Here is a 15,900-nt window from a genome sequence, read left to right on the forward strand (position 1 = left end):
CTACATCACCAGTCTAGTACTCCAGCACCAGGTCCCTGTTTGTCCTTGATATCGCTGAGCTTCAATCCGATACCAGGATAGAACATGTCAAGGACCGATTGCATCTTCTCGTCCACATTGTAGTCGAATACCTTAGGGTCCAGAACGCTTCCGATGTAATATAAATTCATCAGTTCAGATTCCCAATTGATACCGTAGAATCTGTCCACGAAAAGCGAATAGATCTTTCCTTCCTTGACTGCATCGACGTTCTTCAACAATTCCTTATCATCATCGAACTGTTTTTTGGTTGCATCGATCGTGATGGAATCGATGAACATGTAGTTGGGGTTGGCGATGACGACCTCCTGAACTTTGGTATCATATGGATTTCCTTCCTTGAATGGCATCACATTGTTAGCACCCAAAATGGAGAACGGATCGAGATTTCCAGTGGTTTTGTATAATCCTCCCTTCATGTAGAAGAACATACCGCCGAGGTAACATTTCGCATCCTTGATGACAGTGGATTTCTTGGAAAGATCTTCCATCGTCTTTATCGTATCTTTGATGTAATTCGTCAATTGATCGGCACGATCGCTTTTATCCAATACCTTTCCAAGAAGCTTCAGATTTTTCGAAAGCTCATCACTGGCAACACCTCTGTTGCCTCCTGCATCGATACCTACAACAGAGATTCCTGTCTTATCTTGGAGGTCATCGAGTTTGGACACATCCGTCGCGGATGAGATGATGACTTGTGCACCTGTATCTTTGATCGCTTTGAAGTTCTCCTCGTTACCTACATTGGCAATACCTTTAACATCGAATGCGATATGATATGTTCCTTTGTAATAGGTAGGCTTAGACACATTGCTGTCTTCTTTGTCGATCCCTACTACCATATCCGCAGCACCAAGATATTCCACCAATCTGAGCGATCCTGCAGAAAGACAGACGATCTTATCGACATTCGATGGTATCGATACTATCCTACCACGCATATCAGTGACTGTGAAATCGCCATCATCCTTGCTGTTATCAGCCGTGAAGATGACAACACCGGCTATGACAACGATGGCAACTGCGAATAGAGCAATTAACTTATTCTTACTAGAAGTCATGAGTTGTCCAATGTCCCGTGGATATTAAAAGACAGTGTTACCTAAATAGGTAATGACGCCCACTTCTTAATACAAATATCATTTTAGTATTATTTTTAATCGGCTTCCGTCCAATTCATGTGTGAAACATGGACCGATGTCCGATTTGACCAGAACACTGCGATAAACTAATTATACTGATTCCAATTCGGCATAGGTGGTCATGAAGTCACTGAACAATTTCCTAGTGGGGATCCTCATGGGTATCGTTGGTCAATTCCCAGGGGCAAGTGGTTCCACGGTCGCCGTTGTCTTCAGGATATATGATAGACTGATAACCGACTTCGCAAACCTCAAAACTAAATTGATAAGTGATTTCAGATTCGTTTTGACCGTATTCATAGGCGTTGTGCTAGGATATGTCGTATGCGCCATCGTTCTTAACAAAGCGATGGAAGATTACAAAGTACCCCTGTACTTCATGTTCGGTGCATTGATCCTCATACAGATTCCAGAGATAAGGAGCTATACTAGAACGGGAGAAAAGTACACGGTACCGAATTGGCTCGCATTCTTTGTGAGCGTAGGGATAATCTTGAGCATATTCGCCATCCAACACCTGACAGAATTCACATTGGATACGAATTGGATCGTCATGTTCTTCGCAGGGATGATCGTCGTCGTCGCTATGATAGCACCAGGTATCAGCGGTTCCACCATACTGCTCGTGCTAGGGATTTATGAAGCATTCACCGGTGCCATAAGACATTTCGATATGAGCCTATTAGTCCCTATAGCCCTTGGAGGCATAGCAGGTGCACTTCTTTTCACCAAGGTCATAGACCACTTCATGACGGTGAGCAGAAGGTCCACGGATTGTGCGATATACGGATTGACACTCGGTTCCGTCATCGTCGTATTCGCAGAAGCATTCATCGGAATATCTGGCACAGATATGATCTTGCAAAGTGTGATGTGCGCGATAATAGGTGCTATCGGAGGGTATGCGTTGCTTAAGGCAGCCCGCACATATTCTGATGAGAATGATGAATGTTGATGAACCACCAATAAGATATTTTGAATATCTGGCTCAAAGACATGGAATTGGTTAAAACATTATTCCTATTCGGAATCCATTTTCAAGAAAAAATGGATAATTGTATCAAAATCCTTCGTATTTCGAACGCATCCAACATCGAAATCCTTGATAATTCTTATAAGAATAAAGCAAGACCACTCCCTTTATATCGATTAATCTGATTATCTAGTCCGTTGGTTCAATATGGACATGGAAATATGTTGGCACGGAAGAGGCGGACAAGGTGTTGTTACCGCTAGTGAGATCCTTGCAGAGACCGTTGTCGGTGAGGACAAATATGTCAAGGCCTTCCCCGAGTTCGGACCTGAAAGGATGGGTGCGCCCATCAGGGCATTCACCAGGATTTCAGAACAGCCGATAAGGATCCACACGCAGATCTACGAGCCTGACGTTGTCGTAGTATTGGATGGGACGCTTATTGGAAAGGTTGATGTCGCTAAAGGTCTCAAGAAAGGTGGCATCATCATTGCGAATTACGCTGGCACGCCAGAGGAATTGAAGAAGGTTCTCGGAACCGATGCAGAATGTCACACTGTGAATGCGACGAAGATCTCTATGGAAGAGATCGGAAGGCCCGTAGCTAACACAGCTATGTTGGGTGCACTCATCAAATACAGACCTGTCGTATCATATGAGGCACTTGAATTCCAGATCGTACACAAGTTCACAGGAAAGCTCAATGAAAAAGCGATCAAAGCGAATCTCGCTGCATTGAACAGGGCATTTAGAGAGGTGATTTGATGGATCACAAGGATATGATCATAGGCTCACGCGTACACGGCGGAGGAGCCGAGAAATTCGAGACCGGAGATTGGAGATCGTTGACACCTGTCGTAGACATGTCCACATGCATCGATTGTATGACATGTTGGATATACTGTCCTGACAGCTGCATCATTGTAGAGAACAATGAGATGGTCGGCATCAAACTCACACACTGCAAAGGATGCGGAATATGTGCGAAGATGTGCCCCAAGGATGCCATCGTTATGAAGGAGGTTTGAAGATGGGTAATGATTTAGCAATCAATGGTGACTGCGCAGTCGCATTGGCATGGAAACAGATCGATCCCGATGTGTGTGCAGCATATCCGATCACACCTCAGACTATCATAGTCGAGAAATTCTCAGACTACGTTGCTGACGGAGATGTTGGAACGGAATTCGTTTGTGTCGAGTCGGAGCACTCCGCTTTGACTGTTTGTACGGCATCAGCATCCGCAGGAGCTAGGACGTTCACAGCGACATCGTCACAGGGTCTTGCATACATGTGGGAGATGTTGCCTATCACATCCGCGATGAGAGTACCGCTCGTGATGGCTGTTGCGAACAGAGCAATCAGCGGACCTATCAACATCCACAACGACCACGGAGACGTTATGTCCGCAAGGGACACAGGGTGGATCCAACTCTTCGCAGAGAATGTTCAGGAAGCATATGATAACTCGATCATCGCACCGAGGATATCGGAACACCCCGATGTGCAGTTGCCGATCATGACCAATCTCGATGGTTTCATCCTCACACACGCAATCGAGAGGATGTCCCCGCTTCCAGATGAGGTCGTGAAGAAATTCGTGGGCGAATACAAACCGTTCCTCCCGCTCCTTGATTACAAGAACCCGATCTCACACGGACTCATGGACAATCCCGAGTACTACTACGAGCACAAATATCAGCTCGTACAGGCGATGGACAGGGCAGTGAAGGTCATTGAGGACGTATTCGAAGAATTCGCAAAAATCTCTGGAAGGAGATACAAGCTCGTCGAGGAATACAAGTGCGACGATGCGGATTATGTTGCAGTCATCCTCGGTTCATCATACGGCACCATAAAGGAGGCCGTTGACAAGCTCAGAGAGAAGGGACTGAAAGTCGGAGCATGCATGCCTCGTGTATACAGGCCATGGCCCGCAGCATGCCTGATGAAGATCTTGGACGGAAAGAAGGGAGTCATCGTCATGGACAAACACCTCTCCATCGGAGCATATGGTCCGATGTATCCTGAGGTTGCAGCAACGATCCTTGAATGCAAGAAGGTGCCCAAGGCATACAACTTCATCTACGGACTCGGAGGAAAGGACGTCAGTGTCAAAGAATTCATGTCGGTGTTCGAGACGGTGAAGGACGGAAAAGCAAAGACCGTCAACTACCTGGGGGTGAAAGAATGAGTTCAAAACCCATCAAGGATCTCACAAAGGTCCCCGAGAGACTCACCTCAGGACACAGGCTCTGTGCTGGATGTGCTGAGAGTATCATCGCAAGGCAGGTGCTCATGTCCACGGACAAACCTGTGGTCGCAGCAAGCGCAACAGGTTGTTTCGAGGTATCTACAACGATCTTCCCCTACTCATCATGGAACGTCCCGTGGATCCACACAGCTTTCGCTAACGGAGCCGCGACTGGTGCAGGTCTCGAGGCCGCATATCAGGGACTCAGAAGAAAGGGAAAGATAAAGGAAGAGATGAGATTCGTCGCATTCGGTGGAGACGGAGGAACATATGATATCGGATTCCAAGCACTCTCAGGTATGCTTGAGAGGGGTCAGCAGTTGATGTATGTCTGTTTCAACAACGAAGCATACATGAACACAGGTATCCAGAGATCTGGTGCAACTGGTTTCGGTGCATCCACGACCACATCTCCGGCAGGTACGGTCCAACAGGGTAAGACAGAACACCCCAAGGACCTTACGATGATCGTCGCAGCGCACGATATCCCGTACGTAGCACAGGTTTCACCCCACAACTGGAGGGATCTGATTTCGAAATGCGAGAAAGGATTCGAGTGCGGAGGGCCTGCATTCATCAATGCAGTCTCCCCATGTCCGAGAGGATGGAGATTCGCATCCGAGGACACCATACTCATGGCCAAATTGTCCGTAGAGACGTGTGTTTGGCCGCTCTATGAGTGCGAGAACGGAGAATACAGACTCACTGCAGAATCCAAGAGGATCGCTGACGGAGTTCAGGAGAAGAAGCCCATCACGGAATGGTTCAAGGCACAGGGCAGGTACAAACACATGCTCAAGCCCGAGAACGCAGAACTTCTCGAGAAAGTCCAGGCAGAGATCGACCGCAAGTGGGAAAGACTCATCAAACTCTCAAAACTTTGATCCATTCGGCCCCTCGGGGCCATTGGATCTTTTTTTAATTTCTCTACTCGACTCATGTCGAATCAGTCACTGCCATATCGTGTTTCATATTGACGGCATGCATCCTTACCATGACAGTGCGTGCGATCGGTTGTGCGATCAACATCTCGACCCAGAATGCAATACAGAAATTCCTCGGCCATATCTTTGTCCAATTAGCAACCAGCTCTACAACATTCACTGATGGGCCACCCATCAAGAAACCGATAGTCTCACCTACGATCCCTCCGACCAATGACATGGTGGCGGACATCATCAGTACGCAGACGACGATGTTCATGACGATATGAGCATTGACGCTGTCGGTAGGAGCAGCGAATCTCCCTACGACCATACCTGCAACACGCTCAACGACTGTACTAGCAAATGTGAAAGCAACAATGAATATCACAGGCCAGATGACCAGATAGTTCATCACGAACTCACCGAATCTATCGATGCTGTAGCCTGTATTGCTATAAACGTTGAATCCGCCGATCAAAAGCGAGGATATGGAGGCGATTATGCATCCATAGATGATGCCTTCTCTCTCATTCCACGGTAATCTATCATCCATTTCGTACCACCTTGGCAAATCACACTGTTTCCGCTCAAGGCTTCTGATTTACGTGGATTCGAAACGTGTGAATTCGGGATTGTTTAAAAAAGTTCCGTCGATTATGTCAAGCACGTAATCTGTGCACCTTCATCATTCATTTATGATCAAGATGAAAGAAAAAGAACCATGAATGTTGGACGTCGACCGCCCAACACCCACGAATCAAGCAGTGACCTCAGCCTTCTTTCTCTTGGGGAAGAAGATGAAGATCAGTGTCGCTATGAGCAACATGAACGGGTAGAACAGATTGGGTATCACATCGAATGCCGATACGCTCAGACCAGCGGTTACAGCCAATGACACTGCTACAAGCATCTGTGCACCATACGGGATGATCCCTTGGAAGATACATGAGAATATGTCTAGGAGTGACGCTGTCCTCTTCGGTGATATGTCATAATCGTTCGCGATCTCCTTTGCGATAGGGTTCGCCATTATGATAGCAACGGTGTTATTGGCAGTGGAGACATCCAATGCCCCGACAAGCAACCCGATACCTAGCATTCCGCCCTTCTTACTCTTGAATTTCCTTCTGATCCATGAAAGAACTACCTTGAATCCGCCATTGTATGCTATCAAGGCACATATCGCCGCAACGAGTATCGCGACCATGGATGTCTCGAACATACCGCTGATGCTGTCCCCCATATTGGTGATCATATCTGTGAATGCTACAGCCTCAGTACCTAACATTATCACGGCCGCTGTGATTATTCCAAGAATCAACACCCCGAACACGTTGATACCGATTATACCTCCGATGAGTACGACGAGATAAGGTATCATCCTGATGAGATCGAAATCGCCGACCTCGACTGACCCTATGTCCGATGTTATGCTCATGATGACGATGATGACACAGGTTGCGATGGCTGCAGGGAGGGCGATCCCGAGGTTCTCCTTGAATTTGTCCTTCATATCACAGCCTTGACCGTTACATGCAGCGATTGTTGTATCAGAAATGAATGAGAGGTTATCGCCGAACATCGCACCTCCAACGGTAGATGCGATACATAATGCAGGGTTGAAACCAGTGGTCAATGCGATCTGTGCCGAGATCGGCGTGAGCATCGTGATGGTCCCAACGGACGTACCCATAGCAAGCGAGACGAACGCACTGACGATGAATATGACAAGTACGGACAACTCAGGAGGTATGAATGTAAGGAAACAATACGCCACACTTTCTGCGCCTTCACGACCGACGATACCAACGAAGGCACCTGCGGTCAGGAATATGATCAACATCATCAGGATGTTGGGGTCCCCGACACCTTTCCCCATGATGCTGAATTTATCGTTCATTGACAGGCCTTTTGTCTGGTAGATCGCCACGAACAATGCGACAAGGAATACCATGACGACAGAGACCTTGTAGAATCCCATCTCTATGTCCAGGGCATATTCGAATAGGATACCCAGGCCTAGATACAGTATGACGAATACTACGATTGGGATAAGTGATCTTACGTTCCCCTCATTCTCCATGTATTTCAACATAACGCCATCCTATAAAGAATAGACGACGGATATTTTGCCTCATACGGATGGTGGATATCGAAGATATGCATCGAATATCTGATTGGACTGGGGGTATCATAGTACGTTCATTGGACTGTTGAAGGTCATCTCTCCGACATCCCCAAGATGCATCGTTGGATAACATGGATATAATTTCATATCATTCACGGAGTCATGTTCGACACACCCATGCAGGTAACCGTCATCCTCTATGTTTTGGATATGGTGTTCCTGCTGTTCATGCTATTCTCGGAGAGATCGAATCCAAGTAGGATCATACCTTGGGCGATCATATTCCTGGTGTTACCCGTAATCGGATTCATAGCATACCTGATGATAGGTCAGACCTTCTATGCGAAGCATACCTTCAAATTGAAAGGTATAAAGGACGAGGAGATCAAACAGTCGATAGATATCCAAGAGTATGTCATCGCACAGGATGAGGCCGAGAACATGGAGGATGCATCGATCGGAAGAACGATGCTCAACTGCGGCGGCGAAGCATATAGCGTGAATAACAAGGTGGAACTTTTCACCGAAGGTGTCGATAATTTCGAAGCTTTGTTTGATGACCTCAGGAATGCCAAGGATTTCATCTTCATAGAGTATTTCATCATCAAGAACGATGAACTCGGCAATCAGTTCCTGGACATATTGACCGATAAGGCGAAAGAGGGTCTTGAAGTGAAATTGCTCTCAGATGATCTTGGATTCTCCGGCGGATTGGGCAAGAAGGCAAGAGCATTCAGGAAAGCAGGCGGACAATTCTCTAAATTCCATGCCGTCACGACATATTTCCTGAGCCCTAAGAAGAACAACCGTAACCACAGGAAGATCGCTATCATCGACGGGAAGATATGCTATTGTGGCGGATTCAACATCGGCGACGAGTATATCGGAAAGGGAGACTTAGGATATTGGAGGGATTCTTCCGTACGTATCCGCGGCGGTGCTTGTGTCGGACTCTTGATAAGATTCGTCAGGGACTGGGAATATGCTTCCAATGGTGAATTCAGACGCAATCTTGCCGAATACATACCTATAGATGTGGCGAAGGAACATGGGAATGATAGAGTGGAGATTATCTCCGGAGGGCCGGATATTGCGGATGTGAATCCTATCAGGATGGAATATCTGCAATTGATAAAATCGGCTAAGAAGTCTGTGTACATCCACACACCGTATTTCATGCCTGACGATTCGTTGAAGGATGCTTTGTCATTGGCTGCCGCATCCGGTGTGGATGTCCGTGTGATAATGCCTGATAAACCCGATCACATGTTCGTCTATTGGAACAATGTGTACTGTGCGAATATCCTCATGAAACGCGGAGTGAAGATCTACATGTACAACAATGGATTCGTACACTCCAAGACCATCGTAGTGGATGGGAAATATTGTTCTGTTGGTTCAGCGAACATGGATGATCGTTCATTGGTATTGAATTTCGAGACCAATGCGATGATACTCTCAAGGGATATTGGACAGAAGATGGATGAGGCCTTCATGAAGGATCTTGAACTCTCCACAGAATATTCGTGCAAGGATTATGATAACATCAAAGGATTCAAGGCTTTGAGACTTGTAATATCAAGATTGTTCATCAATCTTACATGAAAACGAAAAGAAATAGGGGCTTACGCCCCTGGTTTATTCTCACTCGAGAGTTACGAGTGCATCGACTGCCCAACAGCCTTTACCCTCTTCTCCGACTATGATCGGGTTGATCTCGATCTCTCTGATCTCGGGATTCTCCTCTGCGATGAGCACGAGTTTCCTCATAGCATCCTTCATTGCAGCGATATCGGATTTTGCTGTACCGCGTGCTCCGTTGAGGAGTTTGAAAGCTTTCGTGCTTGTGATCATCTCATCGAGCTGTTCCTCAGAAAGTGGAACATGTGCCTGTGAGATCTCTCTGAGGATCTCTACAAATATTCCTCCGAGACCGAATGAGAGGACGGGGCCGAACTGCACATCCCTCATTATGGAGACGATGACCTCTCTTCCAGAGACCATCTGCTGTATTGAAACACCATCGAGTCTTGCATTGGGCTTGTTCTTCTTACAGGAATCCATGATCTTCTTGTAAGCATCCCTTGCAGCCGCCTCATCCTTGACACCGACAACGACCCCACCGACATCCGTCTTGTGTGCGATATCGGGTGAGATGATCTTCATGACTACAGGGTATCCGATCTTGTTGCATGCCTTGGCTGCCTCATCCTCGGATGTGACAGATGCCTCTCCGGGAGTGGGGAGTCCGTATGCTGCGAAGATCGCTTTTCCTTCTGCCTCTGTAAGGCTCTTGCGCCCTTCCGTCTCTGCGCCTGCGAGGATCGCTTTGACCTTGTCCCTTCCTCCGCATGTCTTGGGAAGGATCATTGGGGTGTTGCTGCGCTCTCCGCGTATCGTATATCTCCTGAGGAGATCGAGTGCGTGAACGGCTCTGTCAGGTGTTGTGTATGTGGGAAGTCCGCCTGCTCTTGTGATTGCGGCGGCCCTTGCACATTTGGTTCCTCCGGCCCAACAAATGGCCATCGGGACCTTGATCTCGTCCTTGATCCTTACGAGACTCTCTGCAACGGATTCGAGATCTGCAGTATCGAGAGGCGAACCCATTATGACCAATCCACCGACGGATGGATCCTCCTGCACAATCTTGATTGTCTTCTCGAAGTACTCTGCCTTGGCATCTCCTCTTACATCGATAGGGTTCGTGACACCAGCTACTGTGGGCACTTCCTCCCTTATCCTCTTGATCGTCTCATCGGAGAGCTTTGCTGCGCCAATGTATTCTGCGTTGTATGCAGCATCAGCGGACATGACTCCAAGTCCACCTGCATTGGTTATGATTCCAATCTTATCCTTGTCCATGTGGTCGTATGTGTGGAACATTCCGAACGCGTCGAACAACTCTTCGAGGTCCCTTGCCCTTGTGATGTTGAGTTTCTTGAACACGACATCGTTCACTGCATCGGAACCTGCGATAGAACCTGTGTGCGAGGATGCCGCTGCACCTCCCGCGGCTGTCGATCCGGCCTTGAAGACGATGATCGGTTTCTTCTTCTTCATGTTGGTGACATTCTTGATGAATTTCTCTCCGTTGGAAATTCCCTCGCAGTACATACCGATGACCTTCGTATCATCATCCTCTGAGAGTGCCTCGAAGAAATCCGCCTCATCGACATCCGACTTGTTACCGAATGTGATGAATTTGGCGATACCGATACCTGTCTCATATGCCCAGTCGAGCATGGATGATCCGACAGCACCGGATTGTGAGAGGATCGAGAGGTTTCCTGCTTTGGGCATGAGTTTAGCGAATGTAACATTGACCTTGTGCTTTGGATCCATGTTTCCGAAACAGTTGGGTCCAAGGATTCTGATGCCGTACTCGTTCGCCTTCTCAACGAGCTGTCTCTCAAGCTCTGCACCCTCTGCACTGTCTTCCTTGAAACCAGCTGTGAGGATCGTTGCGTTCTTTATACCAGCATCCCTAAGGTTGTCCATCTCCGGGATAATGAATTTGTTCTTGATACTGATGACAGCGAGATCAACGGGTTTTCCAATCTCTTTCACATTCGTATATGACTTGAGACCTTGGATATCCTCGCCTTTGGGATTCACAGGGTAGATCCTTTCCTTGTCAAAACCAGCATTGATCAGATTCAATACCAATATGCCGCCGATCTTGGTCGTGTCGTTGGACGCACCTATGATCGCAATTGATTCGGGGTTGACAAAACCTTTCATGGATGCTCGTAATATTATGTCCCAATATAAGGCTTAGTTAGTCAATCGTCGAAGTTATCCAATCGATTTTATCTGATTGTGTCGAATATCATCCATCTTTTTGCTAGTATTCCGATAAAAATTGTGAATAATCATATGATTTTTAACATTCTTATGAGTTGAATCAGTAAGCCATACGACGTTTGCAGTATGTACATTCGTACACTTGCGCATCATTCCGATTGAGGTTCGAGCTCTTCCTTCGGGATCAGTGTGCATTCATCACGTATGAATGCAAATGTCCTTCTCATCGAATCGACGGCATATGTGATCGCTTTGTCAATATCACTACATCTAGAGCAGACCGCTGATATCATGTAGACGATCATGTTACTAACTTCCAGATACGCTTCATTATGTCCATCATCGGTATCATCGAACAATTCCAAATGATCGTTGATCATGTCCTCGAGGAACCCTTGCGCATCCATGAATAATTCGATCCTGTCATCACCTTCGGGTTCAGGCCTAGAATCCAACTCCAACTGCTTCCAGCCCCATCCCTCGATCTTGGACTTCACAAGGTCGGTGACATTATACAATACATCTATATCAGAATCAAGTGCCTCATCCGATCTCTCTGCATCGTAACAATCGAGTGCTGCACACATCGATAGGTATAGGATGATATTCATCACAGACGGTTCATAACCAATCAATGTGTCCACATTCTCGTTCGCTATCTCCATCCTTCCTTTGAATTCTTCATCATCCATATCAATCACCATATCATCGCAATACCGATTCATTTCCCTATCGGACAGACATCGATGCATCTCTCGCATGGTGATTTACCAGATTCTGTCGATCTCTTCGAGTATTCTGCACATCCTTCGACATCTATGATCGATAACGGGCGTGCATACGTTATCAGATGCTGCGGACATGCCCTTACACACCCCATACATCCTGTACATATCTGATGATCCATCGGAACCGACGTCTCCACATCGATATCGGATAGTATCGTGCCGAACCTTATCCTTGGTCCATACCTTTCCGTGATTGTGGAATTGTTCGCACCGAATGTGCCGATACCTGCCAGATATGCGGCGCATCTGTTGGAGAATATGACCTTGGAATCACGTCTGTTGCGCGATATCACAACAGCATTGTGTCCGTCGTCGATGATCTCTCCTGCAATACGTTCCATCGCATCGTCGATCATGTCATTCATGATGTCATATGCCTCGACGTATGTTCTCTTACCATCGATCCTCTCCATGGCATATCCGATCGGAAGCCCGAGGACGATAGCTACCTTGCAACCATCCATTATGTTCCCAGGCCTCATATCAGTTGGAACGATCCTGCTGACGATCGTATCAGAATCCCATGAAGAAACAGATGCGACAGATAGCACTGGAATCCCCTCATCGTTAGCGATGTTCCTAAGGTCCTCCAGAGATATCATCGACATTGACATGAGGTGACCTTGATAAATACCTCCGTATGCATAGGTGATATCATGTCCAACCAACCCTCATCAGATAATTTCGAACTTGGCGTGAGATATGAGTTAGGTCAAGGTGTCGAAAAAGACCCGTACAAAGCCGCCAAATATTATGCCCTGGCAGTTGATGAGGGCAATCCCGCAGCTGAATGTGCGCTTGGCGAGATGTACATGGGAGGGAACGGAGTACCGAAGGATCATGTGAAAGGCATCGAACTCTTCACTAGATCCGCTTCCAAGGGATTCTCCAAATCCATGTTCAATATGGGGATGGTATTCTGGGCTGGTGCAGGCGTCCCGCAGGATTATGTCGAGGCAAGGAAGTGGTTCCTGAAGGCTGCAGATGCTGGTGAGGTCGGTGCCTTCGTTGAGTTGGGGATGCTCTACATAAACGGATATGGCGTCGAACAGGACATCTCAGAAGCAGGAAAATGGTTGTTGAAAGCTGCTGAAGCCGGAGATGCATTATCACAATACAAGGTAGGATACATGTACGAGGAGGGAGCCGGCATGACAAAGGATCGTGACAAGGCATTCCAATGGTACAAGAAGGCTGCAGAACAGGACATACCTGATGCACAGTTCAAAGTAGCATCCGTGTTGATGGAGGATTCGCTTCAGAATGAGGATGAGGCCATCACATGGTATACGAAAGCTGCGAATCTCGGACTGTTACCGGCTATGGTCAACCTTGGAATAATACGTTACACCCGCGCAGAATACGCCGACGCACTCAAATGGTTCCAAACTGCATCGTTCAAGAACGATCCTGATGCACAATTCTATCTCGGTCGCCTTTACATCGAAGGAAAAGGTGTCGAGAAGGACATCGATAAAGGCGTGACATGGCTCAGAGTATCTGCGGACAATGGCAACAAAGCAGCGAAGGACATCATCGCTCGCGTTGAAGGTCACAATTGATCCTTCAATTCCACCGCCGTCTCTATCATACCCTTGTATGTCTTGGATAGATGATCGGTCTTCCTCCCATTCTTCTTTAACCCCTCTATGAATAGAAGTAGTGTCTCACTGATGATTGAGAGTACCTCATACTCCTTCTCCACATCCTCATCCATGACAGCCTTCCCTATTGCATCTAGTCCACAGCATATTTCACAAGCCATGCTACAGTTAATATGTAAATAAAGTAACATTAATAATTTTTATAACATTAATAACATTATTACAAATAAATACATACCAGCACATCCAAAGCGATGGGTAGGTTGTATGGGGCTGAATACGTCCACGATGACAGAAGAACAGAAGAGGAGATTCAACAGATATCTCGTCTTCTACGGTGATGAGGAATGCCTCTTCGGCGTGAAAGGGATAAGTTCCGAAGCGCCACAAGAGATAATAGATGAGTTTGTAACATGGTATAGGGAGACCACGAGATACCCCAACGGAAGATTACGGCCGATGACATCGAAGATGTATTCCAATGTTGTAATCAGCGTTAACAGATAATGCTTATAATCTCACCGACATATGATTTTCGGTATGTCCATGAAGACCGATTTAGAGATAGCATACGACGCAGAAATGAAGCCGATTAAGGATATAGCTGCAAAGATTGGAATCCCTGATGATGACCTCGTTCCCTATGGGAAATACATCGCCAAGATCCCACTGAACGAACTTGATAAATACAAGGACAAGCAGGATGGAAAATTGATTCTCGTCACGGCCATAACGGCCACACCAGCCGGTGAAGGCAAGACTGTGACATCGATCGGATTAATCCAAGGCCTCAGCAAGATCGGGAAGAACGTCGTAGGAGCGCTCAGAGAGCCTTCGCTCGGACCAACATTCGGTATCAAAGGCGGTGCTACCGGAGGAGGTTACGCACAAGTGTATCCCATGTGGGATATCGACCTCCAATTCACAGGAGATATCCCTGCTGTGGCAGCGGCACACAACCTCCTATCCGCCATGGTCGAGAACCACATCGCCAAAGGGAATGAACTCGGTATCGACCCCACACAGATCGTTCTCAAGAAGACGATGGACATGAACTGTCGTGAGCTCAGGAACATAGTGGTCGGACTAGGTGGAAAAGGAATGGGAGGCATACCGCATGAAAGCGGTTTCCTCATCACATCCGCATCCGAGATCTCTGCGATACTTGCACTCGCATCCGACCTCGATGATCTCAGGGAGAGATTGGGGAACATCATCGTTGCATACACATACGACGGTGCACCGGTCAAAGCCAAAGATCTGAAATGCATCGGTGCGATGATGATCTGTCTGAAGGATGCGATCAACCCCAACCTCGTACAGACGTTGGAGGGACAACCTGTTTTCATCCACGGATTCCCGTTCGCTAACATCGCACACGGAGCGAACTCCGTTATCGCAACCCGCTCAGCACTCAAACTTGGGGATTATGTCGTCACGGAAGCTGGTTTCGCAGCCGACCTAGGTGCAGAGAAATTCATGGATATCGTATGCAGACAAGCTGGTTTCTCACCAGATGCTGTAGTCATCGTAGCTTCGGTACGTGCATTGATGATGCACGGTGGAGCTGACCTGAAAGATGAATCCACGATGAACATGGATTCGTTGAACAAAGGATTCAGCAACTTGGACAAACACATCGAGAACATGCAGCAATATGGCGTACCCATCGTGGTCGCGATCAACAGGTTCCCTACAGACAAGCAGGAGTATCTTGACAGGATCGCAGAGCACTGCAAAGAGAAGGGTGCGGAATATGCGCCATCGGATGTCTTCATGAGCGGTGGAGAGGGAGGCGTCAAACTTGCCGAGAAGGTTGTCGAGACACTTGAGACGAAGAAAGCATCATACAAGCCGTTGTATGATCTGAACATCCCACTCAAAGAGAAGATCGAGACCATCGCAAAGAAGATCTATGGTGCGGACAGGGTGGAATACTCCGCAAAAGCGAACAAGACTCTGAAACAATTAGAGGATCTTGGCTATGGTGGCCTGCCTGTCTGTATCGCGAAGACGCAGGCATCGATCAGTGATGATCCGAAGAAGAAGGGCGCACCTATCGGATGGACGCTCACTGTGAGAGAAGTGAACATCTCCGGCGGTGCAGGTTTCATCGTCCCCGTATGTGGCGAGATGACCTTGATGCCAGGACTTGCTAAAGTACCTGCCGCCGTCAACATGGATATCGACAAGAACGGCCGTATCACTGGTCTTAAATGATCTTATGGGGCGATTGCCC

Annotated in this window: 16 protein-coding genes; 9 read left to right on the plus strand and 7 right to left on the minus strand. The window is 47.3% G+C overall.

The window, feature by feature from the left end; all coding sequences use genetic code 11:
* Nucleotides 1–5: 5 nt before the first annotated feature.
* On the minus strand, nt 6–1,103 hold the full coding sequence (locus ACI2NF_RS06415; RefSeq protein WP_400211240.1) for an ABC transporter substrate-binding protein: 1,098 nt from the start codon (nt 1,101–1,103) through the stop codon (nt 6–8).
* A gap of 202 nt (nt 1,104–1,305) precedes the next feature.
* Between ACI2NF_RS06415 and ACI2NF_RS06420 the strand changes: the two genes are divergently transcribed.
* From ACI2NF_RS06420 to ACI2NF_RS06440, 5 genes are all read left to right on the plus strand, one after another.
* Entirely contained in the window at nt 1,306–2,139 is an 834-nt protein-coding gene (locus ACI2NF_RS06420) for a DUF368 domain-containing protein (protein WP_400211241.1), read from the plus strand.
* A gap of 225 nt (nt 2,140–2,364) precedes the next feature.
* A complete protein-coding gene (locus tag ACI2NF_RS06425) occupies nt 2,365–2,922 on the plus strand; it encodes a 2-oxoacid:acceptor oxidoreductase family protein (RefSeq protein WP_400149316.1) in 558 nt (185 codons plus the stop codon).
* Nucleotides 2,922–3,185, plus strand: a complete 264-nt coding sequence (locus ACI2NF_RS06430) for a 4Fe-4S binding protein (protein WP_400148472.1) — start codon at nt 2,922–2,924, stop codon at nt 3,183–3,185. The genes ACI2NF_RS06425 and ACI2NF_RS06430 overlap by 1 nt, the downstream gene beginning before the upstream one ends.
* A gap of 2 nt (nt 3,186–3,187) precedes the next feature.
* Entirely contained in the window at nt 3,188–4,351 is a 1,164-nt protein-coding gene (gene porA / locus ACI2NF_RS06435) for a pyruvate ferredoxin oxidoreductase (protein WP_400211242.1), read from the plus strand.
* Complete coding sequence (locus ACI2NF_RS06440; protein WP_400211243.1) at nt 4,348–5,295, plus strand: thiamine pyrophosphate-dependent enzyme; 948 nt, start codon at nt 4,348–4,350, stop codon at nt 5,293–5,295. The genes porA and ACI2NF_RS06440 overlap by 4 nt, the downstream gene beginning before the upstream one ends.
* A 52-nt stretch (nt 5,296–5,347) precedes the next feature.
* On the opposite strand, the gene ACI2NF_RS06445 is transcribed toward ACI2NF_RS06440, so the two are convergent.
* Entirely contained in the window at nt 5,348–5,890 is a 543-nt protein-coding gene (locus ACI2NF_RS06445) for a hypothetical protein (RefSeq protein WP_400211244.1), read from the minus strand.
* Nucleotides 5,891–6,094: 204 nt separating this feature from the next.
* Nucleotides 6,095–7,420, minus strand: coding sequence for a Na+/H+ antiporter NhaC family protein (locus ACI2NF_RS06450; RefSeq protein ID WP_400148466.1), 1,326 nt, complete (start codon nt 7,418–7,420; stop codon nt 6,095–6,097).
* Between the two features lie 207 nt (nt 7,421–7,627).
* On the opposite strand from ACI2NF_RS06450, the gene cls reads away from it, so the two are divergent.
* Nucleotides 7,628–9,070: a cardiolipin synthase gene (cls, locus tag ACI2NF_RS06455; protein ID WP_400211245.1), complete on the plus strand. Its 1,443-nt coding sequence runs from the start codon at nt 7,628–7,630 to the stop codon at nt 9,068–9,070.
* Nucleotides 9,071–9,109: 39 nt separating this feature from the next.
* Here the strand turns inward: cls and ACI2NF_RS06460 are convergent, their stop codons facing one another.
* The 3 genes from ACI2NF_RS06460 to ACI2NF_RS06470 all read right to left on the minus strand — a co-directional run bounded on the left by ACI2NF_RS06460 (nt 9,110) and on the right by ACI2NF_RS06470 (nt 12,659).
* Nucleotides 9,110–11,206, minus strand: a complete 2,097-nt coding sequence (locus ACI2NF_RS06460) for an acetate--CoA ligase family protein (RefSeq protein ID WP_400151370.1) — start codon at nt 11,204–11,206, stop codon at nt 9,110–9,112.
* A gap of 212 nt (nt 11,207–11,418) precedes the next feature.
* Nucleotides 11,419–11,961 (minus strand): hypothetical protein, encoded by a 543-nt coding sequence (locus ACI2NF_RS06465; protein WP_400204822.1) that lies wholly within the window; start codon nt 11,959–11,961, stop codon nt 11,419–11,421.
* 29 nt (nt 11,962–11,990) lie between these two features.
* Nucleotides 11,991–12,659, minus strand: a complete 669-nt coding sequence (locus tag ACI2NF_RS06470) for a hypothetical protein (RefSeq protein WP_400211246.1) — start codon at nt 12,657–12,659, stop codon at nt 11,991–11,993.
* Nucleotides 12,660–12,713: 54 nt separating this feature from the next.
* Between ACI2NF_RS06470 and ACI2NF_RS06475 the strand changes: the two genes are divergently transcribed.
* Nucleotides 12,714–13,619, plus strand: a complete 906-nt coding sequence (locus ACI2NF_RS06475; RefSeq protein ID WP_400148458.1) for an SEL1-like repeat protein — start codon at nt 12,714–12,716, stop codon at nt 13,617–13,619.
* Here ACI2NF_RS06475 and ACI2NF_RS06480 read toward each other — a convergent pair.
* The gene (locus tag ACI2NF_RS06480) at nt 13,610–13,822 is read right to left on the minus strand and encodes a hypothetical protein (RefSeq protein WP_400150241.1); all 213 of its coding nucleotides are present in this window, start codon (nt 13,820–13,822) and stop codon (nt 13,610–13,612) included. The genes ACI2NF_RS06475 and ACI2NF_RS06480 overlap by 10 nt on opposite strands.
* A gap of 106 nt (nt 13,823–13,928) precedes the next feature.
* Here ACI2NF_RS06480 and ACI2NF_RS06485 point away from each other — a divergent pair, with 106 nt between their 5' ends.
* Together ACI2NF_RS06485 and ACI2NF_RS06490 are read left to right on the plus strand one after the other, a co-directional pair.
* Nucleotides 13,929–14,168: a hypothetical protein gene (locus ACI2NF_RS06485; protein WP_400150239.1), complete on the plus strand. Its 240-nt coding sequence runs from the start codon at nt 13,929–13,931 to the stop codon at nt 14,166–14,168.
* Nucleotides 14,169–14,207: 39 nt separating this feature from the next.
* Nucleotides 14,208–15,881 carry a formate--tetrahydrofolate ligase gene (locus ACI2NF_RS06490; RefSeq protein ID WP_400152675.1) on the plus strand — a complete coding sequence of 558 codons (1,674 nt, stop codon included), beginning with the start codon at nt 14,208–14,210 and terminating at the stop codon, nt 15,879–15,881.
* Nucleotides 15,882–15,900: the final 19 nt, after the last annotated feature.

Source organism: Candidatus Methanarcanum hacksteinii (genome assembly GCF_964305265.1).
In the GTDB taxonomy this organism is placed as follows: Archaea; Thermoplasmatota; Thermoplasmata; order Methanomassiliicoccales; family Methanomethylophilaceae; genus Methanarcanum; species Methanarcanum hacksteinii.